General features: G+C 47.4%; 22 protein-coding genes. 9 read left to right on the top strand and 13 right to left on the bottom strand.

Annotation, left to right across the window (positions count from 1 at the left end):
- Positions 1-384: 384 nt before the first annotated feature.
- Positions 385-588 carry an Hha/YmoA family nucleoid-associated regulatory protein gene (locus ACXKZD_RS21130; protein WP_488982230.1) on the bottom strand — a complete coding sequence of 68 codons (204 nt, stop codon included), beginning with the start codon at positions 586-588 and terminating at the stop codon, positions 385-387.
- A 103-nt stretch (positions 589-691) separates the two neighbouring features.
- On the opposite strand from ACXKZD_RS21130, the gene ACXKZD_RS21125 reads away from it, so the two are divergent.
- Together ACXKZD_RS21125 and ACXKZD_RS21120 are read left to right on the top strand one after the other, a co-directional pair.
- Positions 692-1,060: a phospholipase D-like domain-containing protein gene (locus tag ACXKZD_RS21125; RefSeq protein ID WP_425027988.1), complete on the top strand. Its 369-nt coding sequence runs from the start codon at positions 692-694 to the stop codon at positions 1,058-1,060.
- 37 nt (positions 1,061-1,097) lie between these two features.
- Positions 1,098-2,402, top strand: coding sequence for a DUF1173 family protein (locus ACXKZD_RS21120; RefSeq protein WP_488982229.1), 1,305 nt, complete (start codon positions 1,098-1,100; stop codon positions 2,400-2,402).
- Positions 2,403-2,460: 58 nt separating this feature from the next.
- Here ACXKZD_RS21120 and ACXKZD_RS21115 read toward each other — a convergent pair whose 3' ends face one another.
- The 4 genes from ACXKZD_RS21115 to ACXKZD_RS21100 all read right to left on the bottom strand — a co-directional run bounded on the left by ACXKZD_RS21115 (position 2,461) and on the right by ACXKZD_RS21100 (position 6,277).
- Positions 2,461-2,688, bottom strand: a complete 228-nt coding sequence (locus ACXKZD_RS21115; RefSeq protein ID WP_488982228.1) for an Imm74 family immunity protein — start codon at positions 2,686-2,688, stop codon at positions 2,461-2,463.
- 1 nt (position 2,689) lies between these two features.
- Positions 2,690-3,853, bottom strand: coding sequence for a PAAR domain-containing protein (locus tag ACXKZD_RS21110; RefSeq protein ID WP_488982227.1), 1,164 nt, complete (start codon positions 3,851-3,853; stop codon positions 2,690-2,692).
- Entirely contained in the window at positions 3,850-4,656 is an 807-nt protein-coding gene (locus ACXKZD_RS21105) for a DcrB-related protein (protein WP_488982226.1), read from the bottom strand. The genes ACXKZD_RS21110 and ACXKZD_RS21105 overlap by 4 nt, the downstream gene beginning before the upstream one ends.
- 247 nt (positions 4,657-4,903) lie before the next feature.
- Positions 4,904-6,277: an RES family NAD+ phosphorylase gene (locus ACXKZD_RS21100; protein ID WP_488982225.1), complete on the bottom strand. Its 1,374-nt coding sequence runs from the start codon at positions 6,275-6,277 to the stop codon at positions 4,904-4,906.
- Positions 6,278-6,473: 196 nt separating this feature from the next.
- Here ACXKZD_RS21100 and ACXKZD_RS21095 point away from each other — a divergent pair, with 196 nt between their 5' ends.
- The 3 genes from ACXKZD_RS21095 to ACXKZD_RS21085 all read left to right on the top strand — a co-directional run bounded on the left by ACXKZD_RS21095 (position 6,474) and on the right by ACXKZD_RS21085 (position 8,210).
- The gene (locus ACXKZD_RS21095) at positions 6,474-7,148 is read left to right on the top strand and encodes a hypothetical protein (RefSeq protein ID WP_488982224.1); all 675 of its coding nucleotides are present in this window, start codon (positions 6,474-6,476) and stop codon (positions 7,146-7,148) included.
- A 41-nt stretch (positions 7,149-7,189) separates the two neighbouring features.
- Positions 7,190-7,888, top strand: coding sequence for a hypothetical protein (locus ACXKZD_RS21090; protein ID WP_488982223.1), 699 nt, complete (start codon positions 7,190-7,192; stop codon positions 7,886-7,888).
- A 67-nt stretch (positions 7,889-7,955) separates the two neighbouring features.
- Positions 7,956-8,210 (top strand): hypothetical protein, encoded by a 255-nt coding sequence (locus ACXKZD_RS21085; RefSeq protein ID WP_488982222.1) that lies wholly within the window; start codon positions 7,956-7,958, stop codon positions 8,208-8,210.
- A 439-nt stretch (positions 8,211-8,649) separates the two neighbouring features.
- Here the strand turns inward: ACXKZD_RS21085 and ACXKZD_RS21080 are convergent, their stop codons facing one another.
- The 4 genes from ACXKZD_RS21080 to ACXKZD_RS21065 all read right to left on the bottom strand — a co-directional run bounded on the left by ACXKZD_RS21080 (position 8,650) and on the right by ACXKZD_RS21065 (position 12,278).
- The gene (locus ACXKZD_RS21080; RefSeq protein ID WP_488982221.1) at positions 8,650-9,162 is read right to left on the bottom strand and encodes an ADP-ribosyltransferase; all 513 of its coding nucleotides are present in this window, start codon (positions 9,160-9,162) and stop codon (positions 8,650-8,652) included.
- A 192-nt stretch (positions 9,163-9,354) separates the two neighbouring features.
- Complete coding sequence (locus ACXKZD_RS21075; protein WP_442837100.1) at positions 9,355-9,606, bottom strand: hypothetical protein; 252 nt, start codon at positions 9,604-9,606, stop codon at positions 9,355-9,357.
- A complete protein-coding gene (locus ACXKZD_RS21070) occupies positions 9,560-10,264 on the bottom strand; it encodes a hypothetical protein (protein WP_488982220.1) in 705 nt (234 codons plus the stop codon). Before ACXKZD_RS21070 ends, ACXKZD_RS21075 begins: the two co-directional genes overlap by 47 nt.
- Before the next feature lie 598 nt (positions 10,265-10,862).
- Entirely contained in the window at positions 10,863-12,278 is a 1,416-nt protein-coding gene (locus tag ACXKZD_RS21065) for an FRG domain-containing protein (protein WP_488982219.1), read from the bottom strand.
- A 393-nt stretch (positions 12,279-12,671) separates the two neighbouring features.
- Between ACXKZD_RS21065 and ACXKZD_RS21060 the strand changes: the two genes are divergently transcribed.
- The gene (locus ACXKZD_RS21060; RefSeq protein WP_488982218.1) at positions 12,672-13,514 is read left to right on the top strand and encodes a tyrosine-type recombinase/integrase; all 843 of its coding nucleotides are present in this window, start codon (positions 12,672-12,674) and stop codon (positions 13,512-13,514) included.
- A 77-nt stretch (positions 13,515-13,591) separates the two neighbouring features.
- Here ACXKZD_RS21060 and ACXKZD_RS21055 read toward each other — a convergent pair whose 3' ends face one another.
- Positions 13,592-13,963 carry a hypothetical protein gene (locus tag ACXKZD_RS21055; protein ID WP_488982217.1) on the bottom strand — a complete coding sequence of 124 codons (372 nt, stop codon included), beginning with the start codon at positions 13,961-13,963 and terminating at the stop codon, positions 13,592-13,594.
- A 448-nt stretch (positions 13,964-14,411) separates the two neighbouring features.
- On the opposite strand from ACXKZD_RS21055, the gene ACXKZD_RS21050 reads away from it, so the two are divergent.
- The 3 genes from ACXKZD_RS21050 (at position 14,412) to ACXKZD_RS21040 (ending at position 15,720) form a co-directional block, all read left to right on the top strand.
- Positions 14,412-15,068 carry an AAA family ATPase gene (locus tag ACXKZD_RS21050; RefSeq protein WP_488982216.1) on the top strand — a complete coding sequence of 219 codons (657 nt, stop codon included), beginning with the start codon at positions 14,412-14,414 and terminating at the stop codon, positions 15,066-15,068.
- Between the two features lie 44 nt (positions 15,069-15,112).
- The gene (locus ACXKZD_RS21045; RefSeq protein ID WP_442837106.1) at positions 15,113-15,382 is read left to right on the top strand and encodes a ribbon-helix-helix domain-containing protein; all 270 of its coding nucleotides are present in this window, start codon (positions 15,113-15,115) and stop codon (positions 15,380-15,382) included.
- A 95-nt stretch (positions 15,383-15,477) separates the two neighbouring features.
- Positions 15,478-15,720 (top strand): hypothetical protein, encoded by a 243-nt coding sequence (locus ACXKZD_RS21040; protein WP_488982215.1) that lies wholly within the window; start codon positions 15,478-15,480, stop codon positions 15,718-15,720.
- Positions 15,721-16,025: 305 nt separating this feature from the next.
- Here ACXKZD_RS21040 and umuC read toward each other — a convergent pair whose 3' ends face one another.
- From umuC to ACXKZD_RS21025, 3 genes are all read right to left on the bottom strand, one after another.
- Entirely contained in the window at positions 16,026-17,300 is a 1,275-nt protein-coding gene (umuC, locus tag ACXKZD_RS21035; RefSeq protein ID WP_488982251.1) for a translesion error-prone DNA polymerase V subunit UmuC, read from the bottom strand.
- Between the two features lie 8 nt (positions 17,301-17,308).
- Positions 17,309-17,758, bottom strand: coding sequence for a translesion error-prone DNA polymerase V autoproteolytic subunit (gene umuD / locus ACXKZD_RS21030; protein ID WP_488982214.1), 450 nt, complete (start codon positions 17,756-17,758; stop codon positions 17,309-17,311).
- 475 nt (positions 17,759-18,233) lie between these two features.
- Positions 18,234-18,443, bottom strand: coding sequence for an SOS response-associated peptidase family protein (locus ACXKZD_RS21025; RefSeq protein WP_488982250.1), 210 nt, complete (start codon positions 18,441-18,443; stop codon positions 18,234-18,236).
- Positions 18,444-18,550: the final 107 nt, after the last annotated feature.

The raw sequence follows: 18,550 nt of genomic DNA, 5'->3' as shown, positions 1-18,550 counted from the left end.
ATAGTTATCTCAATTCTGCGTCACAGGATCTTTCTGTTAATAAAAATAGCTTCTATCCCAACAGCACACACACTACATCCCAACAGCACACATTACCAGCCCACCAGCACACACGAATATCCCGTCAGGACACATGTTTATCCCGCCACCACACATGATAAAAGTGCTTCAGACCTTATATGGCAGGGCCTCAGAGACAGTGGGATCTTTTAGGAGCTATAAGGATCTATATTGGTAATTTATGGGATCGAGCCTGTGCAAATGTGGATAAACGATCTTCTTTGCTAACGCGCCTTCGGCTTGTTCAACTTGCGGTGCCCATACAAAGAATTTGTATGGGCACCGCAAGTTATCAGTAAACCTTTTGCTGCTTCACACAATATCTTATTCGACCAATTTCCATACATCCGCTGGCACGCGATCAAACAACTTTCCGACCGTTAACTCAGCCTTGCGGTGATCATATACTGACGTAATTGCGAATTCTTCTTTCGAATCAGTTTTATATTTTAGGTGTTCGTATACCGTCTCGAGCGTATCCATCGAGCGACAGCGCCTGAAACGCATTAACCAGTCTGTTTTTGTCATTTTTCCCTTATGCCGGCTCTGACCTGCAGGCGGGCTTTGACAGGACTGCACCGCTCTGGTACTCATCATAATATTTTATACGGCCAGGTGCCGGTCTGCCGACGTGTCTCTGTACGAATTTACCAATGTGCCCGTAGCAGAAGCGCTTGAAAACCTATCACAGCAGGGTGTACTCGTAAGAGTTGTGGTTGATGAAAAAAGTCACGATCGCTGGTCACTGGTTAACAAGCTGGCCTGTTCAGGTATTCAGGTCAGAACAGATGAGCAGTACAGCATTATGCATAACAAATTTATTGTGACTGGAAATAACGGCGTACAAACGGGATCGTTTAATTACACCTCATCGGCTGAAAAACGTAATGCTGAGAATGCCCTGGTTATCCGAGGTAATTCATTCCTGAGTCAGCAGTATCAGAATGAATTTAACCGCCTTTGGGCAGAGTCATCGCCCGTACAGTGCAACAATTCATGATCGACAGGCGAAATATAATTTGCTGAGCGGACTGTATATGACAAAGAAAAAAGTTTATCCGGTTCACTTCACGGGTCAGCGGGGCCAGCAGGAGGCGTCTGAAGCTTTCCAGCAAAATGAAACTTCCACCTGGCAGCGCTGGCTGAAACACTCCAGGGATAATAAAAAAACTACAGTGGTGACCTGCAGGTGTCTGCCGGCAGAAAACGATCCTGTCAGGAGACGACTGAAGGTTCATTACTCCCGGGATACCGAACGCTGCTGGCTATCTTCATACGCCTTCACGGGTAATGAGCATAAACCTGACTGCCGGTTTTATTCTGTGTGGTCTGATGAACGTCAGGCAGAGATTTATCAGGGGGATGCGGTCCGTGCTGCGACGGATGGCTCCATTGTGATCAGACTGCCCACGGGCCTCCAGAAAAAGGCACCTTCTGATGTAAAACCGGCAGAGAACGTCTCAGACGACGAACCTGTGAAACGCAAACGGCGGCCATCAATGAGCCTGCTGGGGCTTCTGCACCTGCTGTGGGAGCAGTCTGGTATCAATGTCTGGCACCCCGCTTTCGATAAAAAAAAACGCACACCTGGCTGGGTGAGCTGGCGCCTGCAGCAGACGGCAACCCGGATCCGTATTGGTCGCGTGCCGCTGGAAGAATCCCTGCTGCTTATGGCCACGAAGGGCACTCGGCAGGTTATCGCTAACCGGGAACACCTGAGAGCCGCCGAAAAGAACAAAAGACGCCTCATTGTCATTTCTGTGCTGGCTGGCTGGAGTGAGGCCGGTGAAGCACGACTGAAAACTATGTTGCCACTGGGGATGTTTTCTGGTTTTCCTGACCTGGCTCTGCCGGAGGACGTGCGCCTGCGCCTGGAGAGGAGTTTTAGTCGCGAGCTGGGCGACTGGCGCCGTGGAATGAAAGTAGTGGTCATTGCGGAAACGGAGCCTCCCGAAACGACGTTCAGGTACTTTGACGGACGCAACCGGCCATCCAGCTGCAGCACCGTCGTCGACATGGCGCTGATGACTGTCAGCCCACGCTTTATTCCGCTTGATTCCGGTTATGAGGGAGCTGTGGAAGAAAAACTGTGGCAGGAAAAACGCTCTTTTATCAAGCCTCTGAGCTACGACGGTGAGGAAGATGTGTTTCCGGATTTTGTGCTCAAGGACGTTCCTGGCGTGGATGCGCTGCCGATGGAAGTGTTCGGAATAAACACACCCGAATACCTGCAACGTAAACAGGAAAAATCTGCCCATTATGATGCGGAATACGGTCAGGGTCGTTGGTGGTACTGGGAGGCAGCAGGCAAAATGGAAATGCCACCATTCCCGGCTGTCTGAAAGTACTGACGGGAGTGAGACGTGAAGGTGATTAGCAGGTCACCTTCACTGTGAATATTTAAACAAACTTCAGGACCATATGAGACCCCTGAGTTTTTTTGACTGCTTCATCGATATAGTGCTGACGAACGGCATCAGTTACGGGTTCACTTTCGTAGGGGGGTTCAAATTGTTTCATAGTACTTGTTTCAGCCACGAAACCAGCCACGACCATTTCACCTTCTGCCCTGATTTTCTTTCCGTCTATATCGAGCATCACATATGAACTGGTGCCTGTAATTTTCATATCAGTTATCCCTTACAAAAATGACTTTTTCCGTCTGCGATACCGGATCGATTGTAGTGATTTTCGTGACGTTATCATTGCCCATCAGGCGCGGTAACTCAACGTTTTCCCATATATTACCTTCACGCAGCGACTGTCCCACTACGGCCCTGACTTCTCCTGATACCTGTTTAGCATAGGACGCGGAGACGTCCTCCCAGGCCTTGATGCTCTGGGGGTTATCGAAATCCCATTCAGGCATTTGAATGTTTTTATCCTTGATTGTGGATTCGAGCGTGACTCCGCCCCGGGACTTGGCTATGCCCTCTGCGACATCAGGGCCACCGACACCTTCAGTCCGTCCTGACCAGAAAAAGGCACTGTCCGGATCGGTCGCCAGCTGAGGTTCTATTTCTTTCAGGTTGATGAGGCTCTTAGGCGTGTTTCGCCACGTATTGAAGGCTGCGCCTCCTTTTGCGCCGGCAAGGCCGCCTGCAAACGCACCGCCCAGCGCAAGCCACTTCTGACCGTCAGAGCCCTCTCCCCATAATTTCCCGCCTATATAAGCACCACCATAGCCTCCACCCAGTCCTCCCGCAAAACCTAGCAGGGCTATCGCCGGCCCAGCCAGGACAGCTGTGGCAGCAAGGCCTACGCCCAGTAGTACTCTGTCAACCCAGTCCGGAATTTCCGGACTGATTGCGTCAGTCTGCTCTTTACTGCCACCAATAAAGACGTTGGGTGAGCCGTCGCTGATCACACCGCTGCATGTCAGGCGATCTCCCGTTCGGGCAGCAGGCAGTCCGTTGATGTAGACGCGTGAAGACCCTTCTGCCACGCGTTGCAGGGCCGGACCGTGTTCGTCACAGTCACCCACGGACATATGCGACATCACCGCCGGCCTTCCATTAATAAACACATTTGATGAACCGGTGACCAGATGGCCGGTTTCGTGGTGGGGTGCCCATGACATGCTGCCAAGAACTTCTCCCAGCCCGCCACCACCTGCAGCACCGGCGACCGTCGCCGCCAGGGCTACCGCTCCGACACCCCCTGTGGCCAGCGTGAACGCCGCGCCGGCAATTGCCCCGCCTATCAGACCGAGCACCAGCCAGCCTTTAGAGGCAGAGTGTTCTATGCCATCCCCCACCCGTGCAGCGGAAAAGGCTTCTGCTGCACCACTCATTTTTCATTTATCCGCTGACTGAGGTAGGCCTCAACGGCTTCAGTTGTATCCAGACCGTCAATACCCCGGACACTTCTGGCCAGAAGCAGGCTTGATATCAGTCCCGGTATTCTGGCACCGGTCATCTCCCACAGCGCAAAGCGGCCTGCATGCTCACCGTCAGGTATCGGAGATAGCATCAGCGGTTCGCCGGCAGCGTCAAAAAACAGATAGCTGCCGTTCCTTGCGCGGATAAGATCAATGGATGAGTACAGGTCAGAAATTGAAGGGAACACGGTCAGTTCGCGGCTGTCACGGTCAAAGCTGAAAAAGATTTCCTGACTGTCGGCAGGGATCTGGCTGCGCCGTGCGGGCGAACCTTGTGCATCGTCCGGAAACGTAATGCTGTCCGTGATGCTGTCATAAATACGGCTATGGTAATCGTCAAACGCATCCGGGCAGGTGCCAATGAAGCAGAGCAGCTTTTTACCTGTACTGTTTTCAGATGTCAGTACAACCCTTTGCTTCTGAAAGATGATTCTTTCGCCGGATTTGAAACTGTAAAACAGTTCCAGCGCCTGCCTGCCATTTATTTCGGTAAGCCGGGCATGATTGAGTGAGAGATCCTGCAGAGTAGCCTGCAGTTCAGATGACAGCTTCTGGGATACGGACTGAAGCGTGTCTTCTGCCGCAGCTGTTGCACGTGAAATCACGAAGGTGAATTCATTGGCATTCGTATGGCTGAGGGTAAAGAGGTTCATGGTGCGATCGCGAAATACGTCAGGCACCGTAATGTTGCAGTCCTGCAGGGTATATTCAGACATGTAAAGCTTCTCCGTTCCGTGAGTCCGGACCAGAATATCAACGTTTATAAAAATGATCTCCCTATGATCCTGTCCGAAAGTTAATCCTGGAGGAGATGCAACAGGCCGTGGTGCTGTATGCCTCACGCAATATTATTCCGCGGCCTTTGCACCATCTGGCGGGAAGGCTACCGGTACGCCAATGCAGTCGTCATGCCAGATGACTTTCAGAAACGTAAAAAGGCGGGGTGCCCTTTTCCGCCTTAATTCAAGTTCCTTCAGTCCCTACTGACGTCCGGTCAGTCTGAGCGCCCCCGGTCAGGTCAGCACTGAACTTCAGCGCAATGCCAGCAGGAAAAGTGTCATACTGTACACCGGTTACAAAATGTACCATAAGGCCTGCAGTATCCATCACAAGATCTGCTTTCTTAAATTTTTTATGAAGGTTAGTTGATGGAGAAGAATTAAGTTTCGCTTGGTCCAAAGAGGTAATCGACGGGCTGGGATACCAAATGTCATCTTCGGCATTTTCGTACATTTCAACCCTGTATTTTACGCCATTCGCACCTCCATTTCTCACGCGAGACGAATTTCTGAACAGAACGATATTATATTTAGCATCATCCTTATTTTCGGGGTGTGCACTCTGCGTTGAATGAAACATTATGCCGTCCAGCTTTAGTGAATCAGAAATGCTGAGGTATTCGGATACGGCCTGCGTTATTAGATATTCGCTGTCCGTCCGGGCCGCTGTTACGGGGACCGTCAGCTTTCGAGATAATGTTCTGAGGAACGAGGTGACTTCTATCTGGCCACGAGTTTCCGGATCGAACAGGCTGCCCTCCTTTATTACAATGTTCTCAAGCGCCGACAGGTCAAGAATACGCATCGGGCGTGTTGGTCTGAAGGGTGCTACTACAACCACGCTACCTACAGCGGGCCTGACCTCGGCAATTGCCGTTTCACGACTGGCTGCGCCGTAGAATACCGGCACACCCGGAGCGTTCATCCTTCCGGCTCGAGCCTTGGCCGAAGGTGGCGGACCGAAATTGCGCTCAGGATGTTCTAGCTCTGCTTTGATTTTATCGTAATCATCAAAGGCTCTCGCCCTGTACATAACATCATTTTCATCAATGGTTCTGACCGTCGCACCGGATGAAATGTATGCCTGTTCTACGCCTGAAAATATCCGGTCAAGAAAGGTGCGCAGACTGCTGTTGAAATAGCGACTTTCGGTCTCTAGCGATGTCTTGAGTTTTTTCCATGTGTAATCAAACTCCGTCACTTCAAACGCATCTTTAACATAAACGTAGAATTCACTGTACGTTTCATTGTCCCATTCATTATGTTTCTCACAGAGAAGATCAAATATATCCTGGCACGCCGCTTCATCCACGCCCAGTTCCTCTGAGATGACTTCCTCAGTTGTTGCTCCAAACGCATAGTTTTCGTTTTCAAAATATGATGTGTAATAACCATTAAATACTGCATGCATACGGTCCGCAATGTCACTTAGCTCAACCGTGCTTTCAGCCCGCCCGCAATAACTACACGGTTCCCCGATTTGTCCATGCGAACGGATGTGCTGGCTGACGTAAGAGTCTTCGATGCAAACGTCACAGATGTACTTTTCTTCGTCCATAGTTTTTAGGCTTTTATCTGACCGGATGATGTCTTTTCATTTTACCGGATAGTTCTGCTCTGGCACGCATTTCTTTGTTTAAACAGTGACCAGTCATGAGGCAAAAGGTGACTGGTAAATAGGCCTGACATTGACACCAGATGCAGGCATACTTTATAGCTCTCAAGTTACACTTTTTCGTTAGGAGTGATTGGTGATGGAACAACACACCTTCATAGACCGTTTTTTTCAGAGCAGTAAAGAACTAACTGACTTCAGGAACATGGGGGAACGTGACATAAACACGCTCTTCAGCTTCCTTAATAACCTGCATTCATTTCAAGATCGCATTCGTATTGAATTTGATTTAAGCATTGCTCAATATCCGGAATTCAAGCTTCTGAGAATTATCAGAAATTATTTCCATCATGTCGGGGATGTTGATGAATTCAGGGTGTTTAATGCCAGGAATGAATTCTCACTCAGTCATACAGAAATGATTATTATCCCGGTCTCTGTGATAGCTAAAGCCGTAATGAACACAAAAAAAAGACGTGATGGCTTAAAAGATGTTGAGTCGATATGTGAGTTCATTGATGGGTTTGAATATATATCAGAGCAGGACTCTTTTCTGGCTCAGGGGCGATATCTAATTCACGAGGGAAAAAAGTATTTTCCTGGGTTCGACCTTTTTAAGTGTGTTTATAATATAACAAATATAATAGCTGACATTTGCCGTGAAACGACAGAGTTTTCACAGAAAAAATGTGTGCTTTCTCTCGATAGTACTTATACCAGTGATAATAATATTGGGAAGTTCAATTTATACTGTCACGCTGGGAGTGTTCCATTTCTCTCAACTGAAGGATATATATTTCCTTCTTCAAGTTGAATATATGAAGAGGTCGCGTAGTGATAATAAATCTTGAAAGGATGAAACATGCCCTCACTGAGTGGGCTATAAAAGAGGGAATGTTTGGTGACGCCCGTTTTTATACCCAAATGGAATGGCACGAACGAAAAGAAGATGTGCATGACGATGCGCTGATGGTCATGGTGATTGACGGTAGCGGGTTATGGAGCCTGCTGAACACGGGCTGTAACACCACTGAATTTGAGGATCTGATTGAGTCGTTTGGTTTCTGGTATGAACTGGGTTATTCCTGGAACATAGGGTTTTATCCAACCGATAATTATGACTATCGCAGGCTCAATGGTACCTATGCATCAAAACTCTGTGATCCGAGATGGAAACGGAAAGCCTCTCTTGTCAAGGATGTGGCAGGGCACGAGTGCCAGGACTGTGGTGCAAAAGACTATCTGGACGCACATCACTGTTATTACACCACGATAAGTCAGGGCTATGAGCCGTGGGAGTATCCGCTCAGTGCATTTCGCGCGCTATGTTCTGACTGCCACCGGACGCGCCCTGTTCCTGAAATCAGGATGCGTGCCTTCCTAGCTCAGCTGACCCAGTCCCAGCTGGCAGGACTTATTGATGGGCTGGACAATGGCTTTAACCGTTTTGAGGCAGATTCGTTCATTCAGTTTATGCAGAAAGCGACATTTCTTAAAAAACCTATGGATGAGGCACTCCTGCTTCTCAAAAAAAATACTGATATCTATGACTGAATTATCTGGAAAAAGTCATAAAAATGTTATTTCTCCAAATTAATATTTAATTTTTTAAGGAAGGAAAATGCAATCACGTGATTTTAATAATCTTTTTGTCAGGGACGTTGCTAGGAAGATCAGGGAGTTAAATAATTTAATATTTATGCTGGCCTTAAGAGCTGAGGATATCGATAAGGGTTTTTCTTTCAATGAAAGCGCCAGGCAAGTCTTAGGCTGGCCTGCTCATATAACTAACATGTATGAATATCGTATGATGTGGGACGCTGACTACAATCGTTTATATCAGATATGCATAATATCTCACTGTTCAGAACTATAATATTTTTTAAAACGCTTTTTGATAAATACTCACACCTTCCAAAAAAAATAATAACTTCTACCAGAAGTTTGGTCTTGTTATAGAGGAACTGCAAAAAACGGGGATAGATTTTACCTCTATTCATCAAGATATTGATCTAGTAAGTATTGCCTTTCAGGTCAGGCATATTGGTATCCATAACATGAGCATTGTGGATGAATATTTTAAGAAAAACACGAAGGGACTTGGAACGCTGGGACAACCCTTCGTCGTAACTCAGGAATTTGTGACAGATACCTCAACGGCTATCGATAAGATCCTCAAGCACCTCGACGACGCTCTTCCTCCTGTACCCGCCTGATTTTGCTTTTCCCTGCGGTACCAGACATTGAGAGAAAAGAGTCAGGAAATTTTTTTTTAAAGTGTAAGCTGGGTTGGGCCTCATTTACATAGCGCTGTTTCAGTCGGCAGGTAGTTGCATTACATCATAGCTGAAGCCTGCAACAGCATCCTGTAAAAGCAAGCTGAATCTGCTATTGCGGGGGATAAGTATTTCTTCAAGCCCTAAACTGTTGTCATCAGAATAGAGAGAAATGTTTCTCCCTGTATGGGAAAAAATACGTATAGAATCACAGTCAAAACTGCTTCCGTCATATCGTTTGGTATGCAGATTTGTGCTTGTATAACCGGCATTGATAATCGGCTCTCCGGATAGTAATAGGTTTATATCCGAGGCGCTTATAGTACACCATCTGTGAACCACCGAGCTCTTATCAATTGGCAGCTTGCTGAGTGCCGAGTCAATTAATTCTACAAGATAATGGTTTTCACCGGACCGAAGCGCGTCATTAATTTTTTCATAAAAAGGTGGATAAACATTGGTATATGTATAAACTGCAATAGCTTCATCATAGTCGAGTGATATATCTTTCTTTGCTTTTTCATGTGAATTACAGATAGCCAGCCACCACATGTCAAGCAGATACTCCTGCACTTCCATTCTTATGTAATTTCTCCCTGCACTCATTTATATGCCATTTTCATTTTCTTTCTAATTAAAAAAACAGATGCTTGAATATTGATTAGCTCAAATGGAAATGACAGAAGTACTCACATTAAAGTGCTAATGATTTAAAAAAGCCGCAATACGCGGCTTTGAAGGCAATCATTTTTTCATCGGCGGGATTTTCGGTCCGTTTGCCGGCGCGAAGGTCTGCCGAGGAGCGACTGAAGGCGCAACCTGATGTCCGTATTCTTTAGGGTGCAAACCGCCAGTTGGCATGCTCTGGCCTTTTTGAACACCTTCCGTCATCATCTGTTGTCCGCGTTCAGCTACCTGAAAGCCCTCCATCCCTGCTGTCTGGCGACCATTATTCACCAGCTGCTGCGTTGTTTTCGGATTGTGATTCTTCGTCATCTGAAGCTGCCTCTATGAAGTTTTCAAATATGATCATTTTGCCGTACTCTTTAGACAGATATAAAAAATTTGTCATCCAGAGAACTTTCCCGCTTTCTGCATTTAACACAGTCACATTCAGCAGACCCAACTCCTGCGTTTTCTCACTTTCATTGTAAAGATATATCCTGCCATGAACCAGCAGATTGTCTTCGTGCAGCAGTACATAACACTCTCCGCATCGCTGATGCATCAGTTCCGCCGAACGAATAAATGCATTGTCATCACCGTATTTATTCGAGATCCCTTTTCGTAAAAGGTATTCATGCAGTGATCTTTTCGTTGAAATATAGACAGCAGTAAGTCCGAAAGGAACAGCCAGAAGGCCGCCGCACAATATTTCCAGCGGATTCAGCGTGATTTTGTCCTCACCGTTTGCGACTGTCCAGACAGAAAGTAAATGCCACTGTATGGATTTAGTATCCAGAATTCCGGTTGCAAGCTGATAAACAGATAACCCCGCCTGCATAACAAGATACGTCGTAATACCGAAAACGACCGACATCAGGATATAGCGAAATGAATCCCACGGTTTATGCTGCGTATAAGTGTCATAAATAAGGGCCATGATGACACCGGGGATCATGATGGCAACAAGCGAAACGGTCAGTGCGTTCATTCATGCTCTCATTATTGACTGGTGCAGTTATTCTATCATTAAGCAACCTGACAGTTGTACTTCATAACGTTTGCTCTGCCTTATTTTACTAATCCTGCTTATTACCAGGCGTTGAGCGAAGAGTGCCTGGTATCGCTCTCGTAATCATATCCAGCTCGTCAAAAAATCTTGACCCGTTATCATAATTCTGATAGAAATCCTACCAGAGTTCAGAGGAGTGAGCGGGACGGGTCAACTGACATGAGTGTTTCAGTTAACGTAAGCGTAAAAGTTAACGTTAGCAGCAATATAAAGGTTAGCCGTTCTGGGGGTTCAATTCCCCTTAGTAAGAAGAAAACGAAATCCAAATCCACTACTGCTCATAAAGGAGGCCGTAACAATGCAAAAATATGTCGCTAAAGTGAAAGCCAAACTCAAAAAAGTATGTCGTGTCGGGTTGATCTTCCTGCTACTGGGTGGGACTGGTGTCCACTTCGCTCAACCCTGTGAGCTCTAATATAAAAAAACCTCTTTTGAGGTTTTTTTTTGAAACCTTATATCCATTCTGAATAAATAAAATAAATATTTAGCTATCATCATGGATACTTCACTTGATGAATTATAAGTGATTATTTATCTTGCTCAATTTATTGTATTTTTTGGCTATTTCTCCTGCTGCTTTTTCTATGCCAGGATAAACTGTGCTCTCATTAATACCAAAGCGTGATAGTTGCTCCATGATTTTATTCTTTTTGCCACTTGTTACTCTGAATTTTTTTATTTTAATTTCACTGAGTCCCGTTTCAGGAAGCACAGCATCTTCACCAAATATCAGAAATGCGCCTGACTGAGAATTAATTCTTGGATTAGACATTCTGCCTTTAACAACTATCAATCGTTGTAAATCATCTGGCTTTATAACATCTTTAAAATATGATTTTTCATCTTTAATAAGATGAAGGAGATGAGAACATGCTGCAGTTTCATTGAAGGTTTCTTTAGGCTGCCTGTAATTCAGCTCTTTTTTAACAATTTCAGGTAGGCGGGAAAGATTAGCAATACAGCTGACTGTATCAGAATCGAAGAATTTGATCTGACTTTTCTTCGTTGTCATAATGATGACGTTTCCATCGATTTCAATTTCTAAGCCGGTTTTTTCATCTTTTTCTTTTTTTATTGTTGAACAGGCAAAATAAAGTGCAATCAATGGATTGGATGTGACATCCAGCAGTCGGGTCGGTAAGCCATAATGCTGCATGCGAACGAGTTTATCAAGCATATATCTGTCATTCATGAACTCCGCAGGCTGAACGGTGAGAAGTTCATTAATCATTTCGCTTTCATATTTTTTATACAGATAATTGCTTTGCTTATCCATTCTGAAAAGAGAAGGTGTCAGCTTATAACGATAATCAGAATGTCCACGATAAAATATCTCTTCATCATGTGAAAAAGGATGTGATAATATCTTTTCGAGATAAATGTTCACATCCTCTATAACTTCGTCGTCTGGAACCATTTCAACAGTAAAGGTAATTGGCCTGGGCCCTACCCATTTAGCTGAAATTAGCTCAACCGGTTTCAAATAGTCTTCGACCCCCAGCAAACTCAAAACATCATTTATTGAGGTTTTTTTTACTGACCAGTGAGTGCGTTTAAGGCCAAAACTACCTAAACCTAACTTCAGATTATAATTGTTTTCGCTCTCTAACCTGCGCCTGCCTAAATCATTATTAATAATGAAATCAAATCTGAGACAGGACTCTCTACCGTTGTGTGCTAATCTGAGATTATTAATTGTACCGATACGAATTATTGAGATTTCGAAAGTATCTGTCTCATCCGGTTCAGGTTCTGTAATAAAGAGAACTTCCATTTTCTGCAACACTGCTAACGAGTTATCATTTATGGGGAGAAGCGCATTTCTTATGTCTTCATCAGTGGACTCAAAAAGGCGCGATATGCTGAACTCTTCAGTTCCTGTCCTATTTTGAAAAAATGCATAAGTTTCACCCGCAACAATAAAATTAAACATGTTCTTTCCCTGTCTTCAGACGAACGTCTATATGTGTTGTAAGCCCTGATCCTTCCACTCAAATCCGTGGGCAGTCAACTGTTGTTTATAGTCGTGTCTGTTATTGCATGTTACTACCAGGCATCCAGCCAAGAGTGCCTGGTACCGCCCTGCCCAGGCCATTCATGGCACTGAGGGCGGAAAAAGGTAACCTCGTCAGAGAGATAGCTGTGCTGAGAACGTGCTGATCACAGCTAATGGGTTGCGTGCGTGCGCAGGCCTACCAGGTTATATTCCGTATAGCGGAAAAAAGACCGATCCCGCCTTACCCGATCACCGATTTATTGCAGTCGGTTTTTCTGGACAGATGCGCGAAAATACGTTCCATGACCACGGACAGCGGAGAATGAAAAATTGAGAGGGTTACCCCGCGAACTTTCGCAGAATCCAACCAGCGTTGTCTCTGAACACAGTGTGACCGGCGGTAGTGCAGCACGTTATTTTGATTACGCATCCGCATTAGCCCTGCGAAACCTTGCTACGCATTACGGCACCGCAATGCCCCGCTACCTGCTGGCTCCGGAGGTGGCGCTGCTGCTCGATGCCGAACGTGACCAGCGCAAAAGGCTGCTGATCGAGACGTTCTGGAATACAGGCGGGCGCCTCAACGAAGTGCTGCCTCTTACCACTGAGGACTTTGCTCTGGATGGACCGGACGGGCGCGCACTCGATGCGCCTTTCGTTGTGTTGCACACTCTGAAGCAGCGACGCGACGGGGACCGGCAGAAGCAGCGCGGGCGTGGCAGGCCGACGAAAGAGGAACAGGCAGCGCTGCGCGAGGCAGAGGCTACTCCGCCCCGGGCCGTGCCGCTCACCGATCCCGGTTACGTTCGCCGACTGCGTGAGTATTTCGCTACCGTCAGGCTGAAAAAAGGTGAGCGCATCTGGGATATAGGCAGTCCGGACACCGTACGAACCTGGATTAGGCAGGCCGTCAGCGCGGCCGGTCGTGAAGGTGTCACCTTTAGCATCCGCCCGATCACAACCAAAACTTTCCGTGATTCATTTGCGATGCATCTGGTGCAGCACGGCGTGCCTAAGAAAGTCATTCAGGCGATGATGGGCCACAGGGATGAGAAGTCGACTGAATGGTACACGCAGGTCATGGCGTTGGACGTAACGCGCCAGCTCGGTGTTCGATTCTCTATGTCACCAGAAGATGCCCGGGCGTTGGTGACACCGTACGGAGGTGGGTGATGGCTGATCCGCTTCTGACCTGCAGCACACTTCATTTTGAAAATGGAGTGTGCTGCAAGAGCGGTACAGAAATTAGCTTATCGTTTCAGCTCAAAGTTAAGGCTCGGCGTTCTCAGAAGCAAATCCTTAGCGCGATAACTTCCTTTACCGCTTGAGTTGAAATCAAGATAACCTTGTTTAAGCAGCCAGTCCGCCATTTCAGTAATGTCTACATAGAGCAGGTCACGCTGATCTTTATCGAGCAAAAACCGCTCAATGTCGGTTCGGTGGCCATTGACTGCCATCTGTGACATACCCGGTTTGGCCATCATCAGCGTCGAACCTGACGCTTTGAGATGTGCATTCATGATTTCATGCGGCTCGCACGCAGCAAACTGGGGTAATGCAGAGATATAAAAGTAGCGAATAAAGCCGTATACGCTGTCATAGTTGTACTGGGTATTCTTCATGAGTATTTCCTTATCATTCTGAGTTAAATGACAACTATCCGCAGATCATTCATCCTTTATGGGTACATACGTTAAAGCAACCCCACATCTTTGCATACAGTGTGCTCAACGTTATGCGTCCGTTCATCATGCTGTCCCTGTCGTTCGTTGAGTCCGCTGGCCTGCTACGTCCCTTTCAGGAATGTAATGTTCGCTGTCCGGAAGGTTATCGGCAGTCTCCATTTTTTCTATACCCCTGCCCTTACGCATAGGCGCAACTGCTTTCACCTGTTACAGCATTCTGCTGACAGTTGCTTAAAGTATATCCAAATTCATATTATTTTAATATTAAAAACCAATCATAATGATGTTATTGCGATTGTTATATGGTTTTTTTTACACTACAATCGGCACAAGATGATTAACCCAAAATGATATCGTTTTAATATTAAAATGGAGCTTTTTTGATATGATTTTAACTATTGTTAATACCAAAGGTGGCGTGGGTAAATCCACTCTTGCAGTTAATATTGCGATCGCCCGAGCGCATCAGGGAAGGAAGGTTTGGCTCGTTGATGGTGATAAACAAGGGTCGTCTCAGACAGCAATTCTTATACGTTCTGAGGCAGATGTGCAGCCCGGTATAGCCTGCTCTCATTTCCCTGATGGACCAGTACTGAGAACGCAGGTTTTGCAGCAGAAAGACAACTACGATGACGTAATTATTGAATGTGGCGGACGCGATTCTACGGCCATGAGGGCAGCGCTCACGCTAACAGATTATGCACTTGTACCGTTTGTTCCTGGCAGCTTTGAAGCCTGGGCAATGGAAGACGTTGTAAAAATGCTGCAGGAAGCCCGGAGCATACGAGAACCTTTCCCTGCGTTTTCTATTCTTAACAGGGCTGACGTTAATCCCCGCAGCAAAGACAACCAGGAAATGGTGACTGCTATGTCAGAGTATGCGGATGAGATCCCCGTGCTAGACCATCTCCTCCATCTGCGTAAAGCATTCGCTAATGCAGCCGGCAGCGGTCGATCTGTTGTTGAGCTAAAACTGAAACCTCACGAGCGGCCAGCTAAGGATGAGCTTGATAAGCTTATATCAATAGTTTTTAAAGATTGATAAAATGTTATTTTAATATTAAATCAATATCGAGGTGATGTGTAATGGCTATTACTGCTAGGCCTAAGTCTATTGTGGCAACTCCGCCGGAACAGGCTGATATAGAAAAGTTCATCAATGATGCCCCGGATGGAAAAAAGGCTGAAAAGCGAGGGGTCAAGAAAGGGCAGCGTGAACAGATTACAGTGACATTTGATACCGCCATCATTGCCCAGCTGGACGATCTGGCTCTGCATGAAGGATTGTCTCGCGCTGCACTTATAAGGATGGCCGTGCGTCAGCTACTCGACAAAGGTGCGCAGGTAGGGGGGTAAATCATAATAATGTTATTTTAATACTATTTTAATATTAATTAATAATTAATTTAATATCATTTCGGTTGGTTTTTGATATGCCCGTCAGGAGCGCAATGAAGAGAATCCTTAAACTAATTTCCGGCTTTTTTGGACTCAGTAAACTCAGCGCGCCTGAAAGAAAAAACGCTGCTGAATGGGGATTCCTGCTGAGCACACTGTTTATTGTGCCACTATTCTTTCTGCATGACGCCAGTGAGCTGATCAAAATCGGTATGCAACTGTTGTGGGGTGCCTGTGTTTCGCGCGCTGCATTCCTGGCCAACGGTGGCTGGAAGAAGAAAAACCCCGATCTATGAATGATTAACTCAGAGGTATTGATGGCAATTCAGGAAATGCTGATGCAGATGCGCAGCCCGGGGATGAAGATTACAACGTTTACCCAGTCAGGCGATATGCTTAAGGGCCCCGTCCGCAGGCGCCATCCGGCCTTTGATGACTGGCTTCATCAGCTTTCGCGTAAGGACAGGGCTCCGCGTGGACGATACTTCCGCGGAAAGCGTCCGGGCAAACCTCTGATCATTGTGGATGAGTTCTGGCAGCAGTTTTCATGAGAAGGCAGGGCAACAGATAGGCTATTTTCTGCTGTGCCCTGCGGTACGGGTTACATCACGCGCGCCACTGGGATGTCACTCCAGCGCGTGGTCCACGCAGGAGAGAGCATGTCCCGCTTCATTTTCCATTCCGTATTCACGCCCTGACCGGCAAACCACACACAGCCCAGCCCGGACTGATTGATCCCGTCAAGAACCTTCATCAGCTGCGCACTGTTTGCACGTGGCTTATCTTCATCAAACAGGCTCAACTGACTGACACCATTCGGCGTGAAGTCATCGAGCATTATCCCGGCCTTCATGTAACGTCTCCCTTCAAGCCAGATGCGGTCGAGAGAACGCATGGCCACTGCAATCACGTCACGTGTGTCCTGGGTAGGAATCGTGAGATTCTCGCCGGCGCTATTGCCATAAAATATCTCACCCTGCGCATGTGGCGAGGTGCGGATAAAGACGCTGATGCGCCGGCAGAACTGCCGCTCCTTTCTGAGCTTCTCCGCAGCCCGGGTTGCGTACTGACACAGCGCCTCCTGCATCAGCACCTTCGACGTAATTCTCTCGCCAAAGGACCGGCTGCAGACAATCTGCTGTTTCACAGGCACAAACTCTTCAAGGGGAATACAGGATTCTCCATTAAGTTCCCGGACAGTACGCTCCAGCACGACGCTGAAGTTTTTACGGATAAGGGCAGGGTGGGCGCGCGACAGCTGCAGGGCGTTTTCAATCCCCATCAGATTAAGTCGTTTACCGATGCGCCGGCCAACGCCCCAGATTTCCTCCACGGGCTGGTTCGCCAGCAGGGTTGTGGTGCGCTTAGGATTACCCGGCGTCAGCGCCAATACACCGCGGAACTGTGGCCACTCTTTGCTGGCCCACTGAGCTGATTTGGCCAGAGTTTTTGTCGGCCCCATTCCAACACCGACAGTAAGGCCCGTCGTAGCCAGCACGTGCACTCGCAGGCGCCGGCCAAAATGTTCAAAGTCTTCGCAGAAATCAATACCAGTCAGGTTTAGGAACATCTCATCAATGGAATACTGCTCAACGCGGGGTGTTATCTCTTCCAGCGCGGTCATGACGCGCTGAGACATGCTGTGGTAGAGCGCGTAGTTCGAACTGAATACATATACGCGCTCGCTAAAATCCTGATTTTTAATCTGGAACCACGGTGCACCCATTTTGATGCCCAGTTTTTTTGCGCCCGCGCTGTGTGCGATGACGCAGCCGTCATTGTTAGACAGCACAACAACGGGTTTACCGCGGAGATCGGGGCGAAACAGCGCCTCGCAGCTGGCGTAAAACGAGTTGACGTCGGCGAGCCCAAACATGGACATGGTCACCTCCGCCGGGCTCGGGTACTGTTAAAGAACCAGGTAACAACACCGAGCAGCTGCAGTTCCTCCGGATAGATTACCGGATAGGCCGGATTCATCGGGAGCAGGGCAAGCGTGGGCTGTAGCTGCAGACGCTTGACCGTAAATTCGCCGTTAACCTCAGCGATCACGATGTCGCCGTGTACCGCATTCTCCGCCCGATCAACAACCATTACGTCACCATCGCAGAGACCGAGGTCCCGCATACTGTTTCCACTGGCGCGTACGAAGAAGGTCGAGGCGCGCCGGCGGATGCAGAGCTCATTCAGATCAAGTTCTTTCTCGACGTAATCCTGAGCGGGAGAGGGGAAACCGGCGGCGCACGGATCAGCATACAGCGGCACCCGGACGCGTGGCGTAAATAGGGGTGGCCAGAGCAATGTCAGGCCTGCTGTATAGTTACCCGGATTCATGACCAGATGCTCCGGTCATGCTGTCTTATCACTGTAGAAACTCTGTTGAAATTGCGCATAAAATCCCTCCTCTTATTTTACTGTTTATATGTACAGTATTATTGAGGCGGATTCATCTGGCAATAGGGAGCGAGACGGCCACTTATTAAAGTGAATCTATATATCTGAAGGGATAGGGAATTTTATGAAGATCAGCCTGACTTTCAGAGCCGGGCTGAGCTAACAATAATGCGTTATATATGTATGCATGATGTGTAAGCAGTCCATGCCGGCATCGGTGAAATGACGCTTCCTCGCCACGGCTGTTCGTTCCTCGCTGCGCTGCGGTACGCCTCAGCCGGGCCTGCGGCGAGCGTTACAATTGCACGTTCAGGGAAAGAAATACGCACCCTTATTACTCTTATGGCTTGCCCATTCCGGCAATAATAGCAGTCTGAGAAATGCCCTATATAAAGTTTTGTGAACTGTAAGCGAGTCAATCCTTATCGGCCGGTAAGGGCTCGATAAGCTCACTGCCCTGGTTATGAATATTGCCTACTTTTTTGCTGACAGGATGCCAGGTAAATGCTTTTTCCGGAACGGCTGCATCGCGGGCAATTTCTTCTGCACGCGCTGGAGACGTTTCGTCACTGAGCCATTCACGAACAGCATCAGGCGTAATCACCAGCGGCCGCCTGTCATGTATAGCGACGTATACTGATATCAGGAGTATTAAATGCGCCTGCGCGACGGAGATCTGGTCGTTATCAGGTTCACCTTAAAAGGCTGAAAAGCTGTAAAGAATGGAGCAAT

It is taken from the genome of Pantoea sp. ABR1s, from assembly GCF_057812235.1.
The sequence above is the reverse complement of the archived record's forward strand: the minus strand, read 5'-3'. Positions and strand labels throughout refer to the sequence as shown.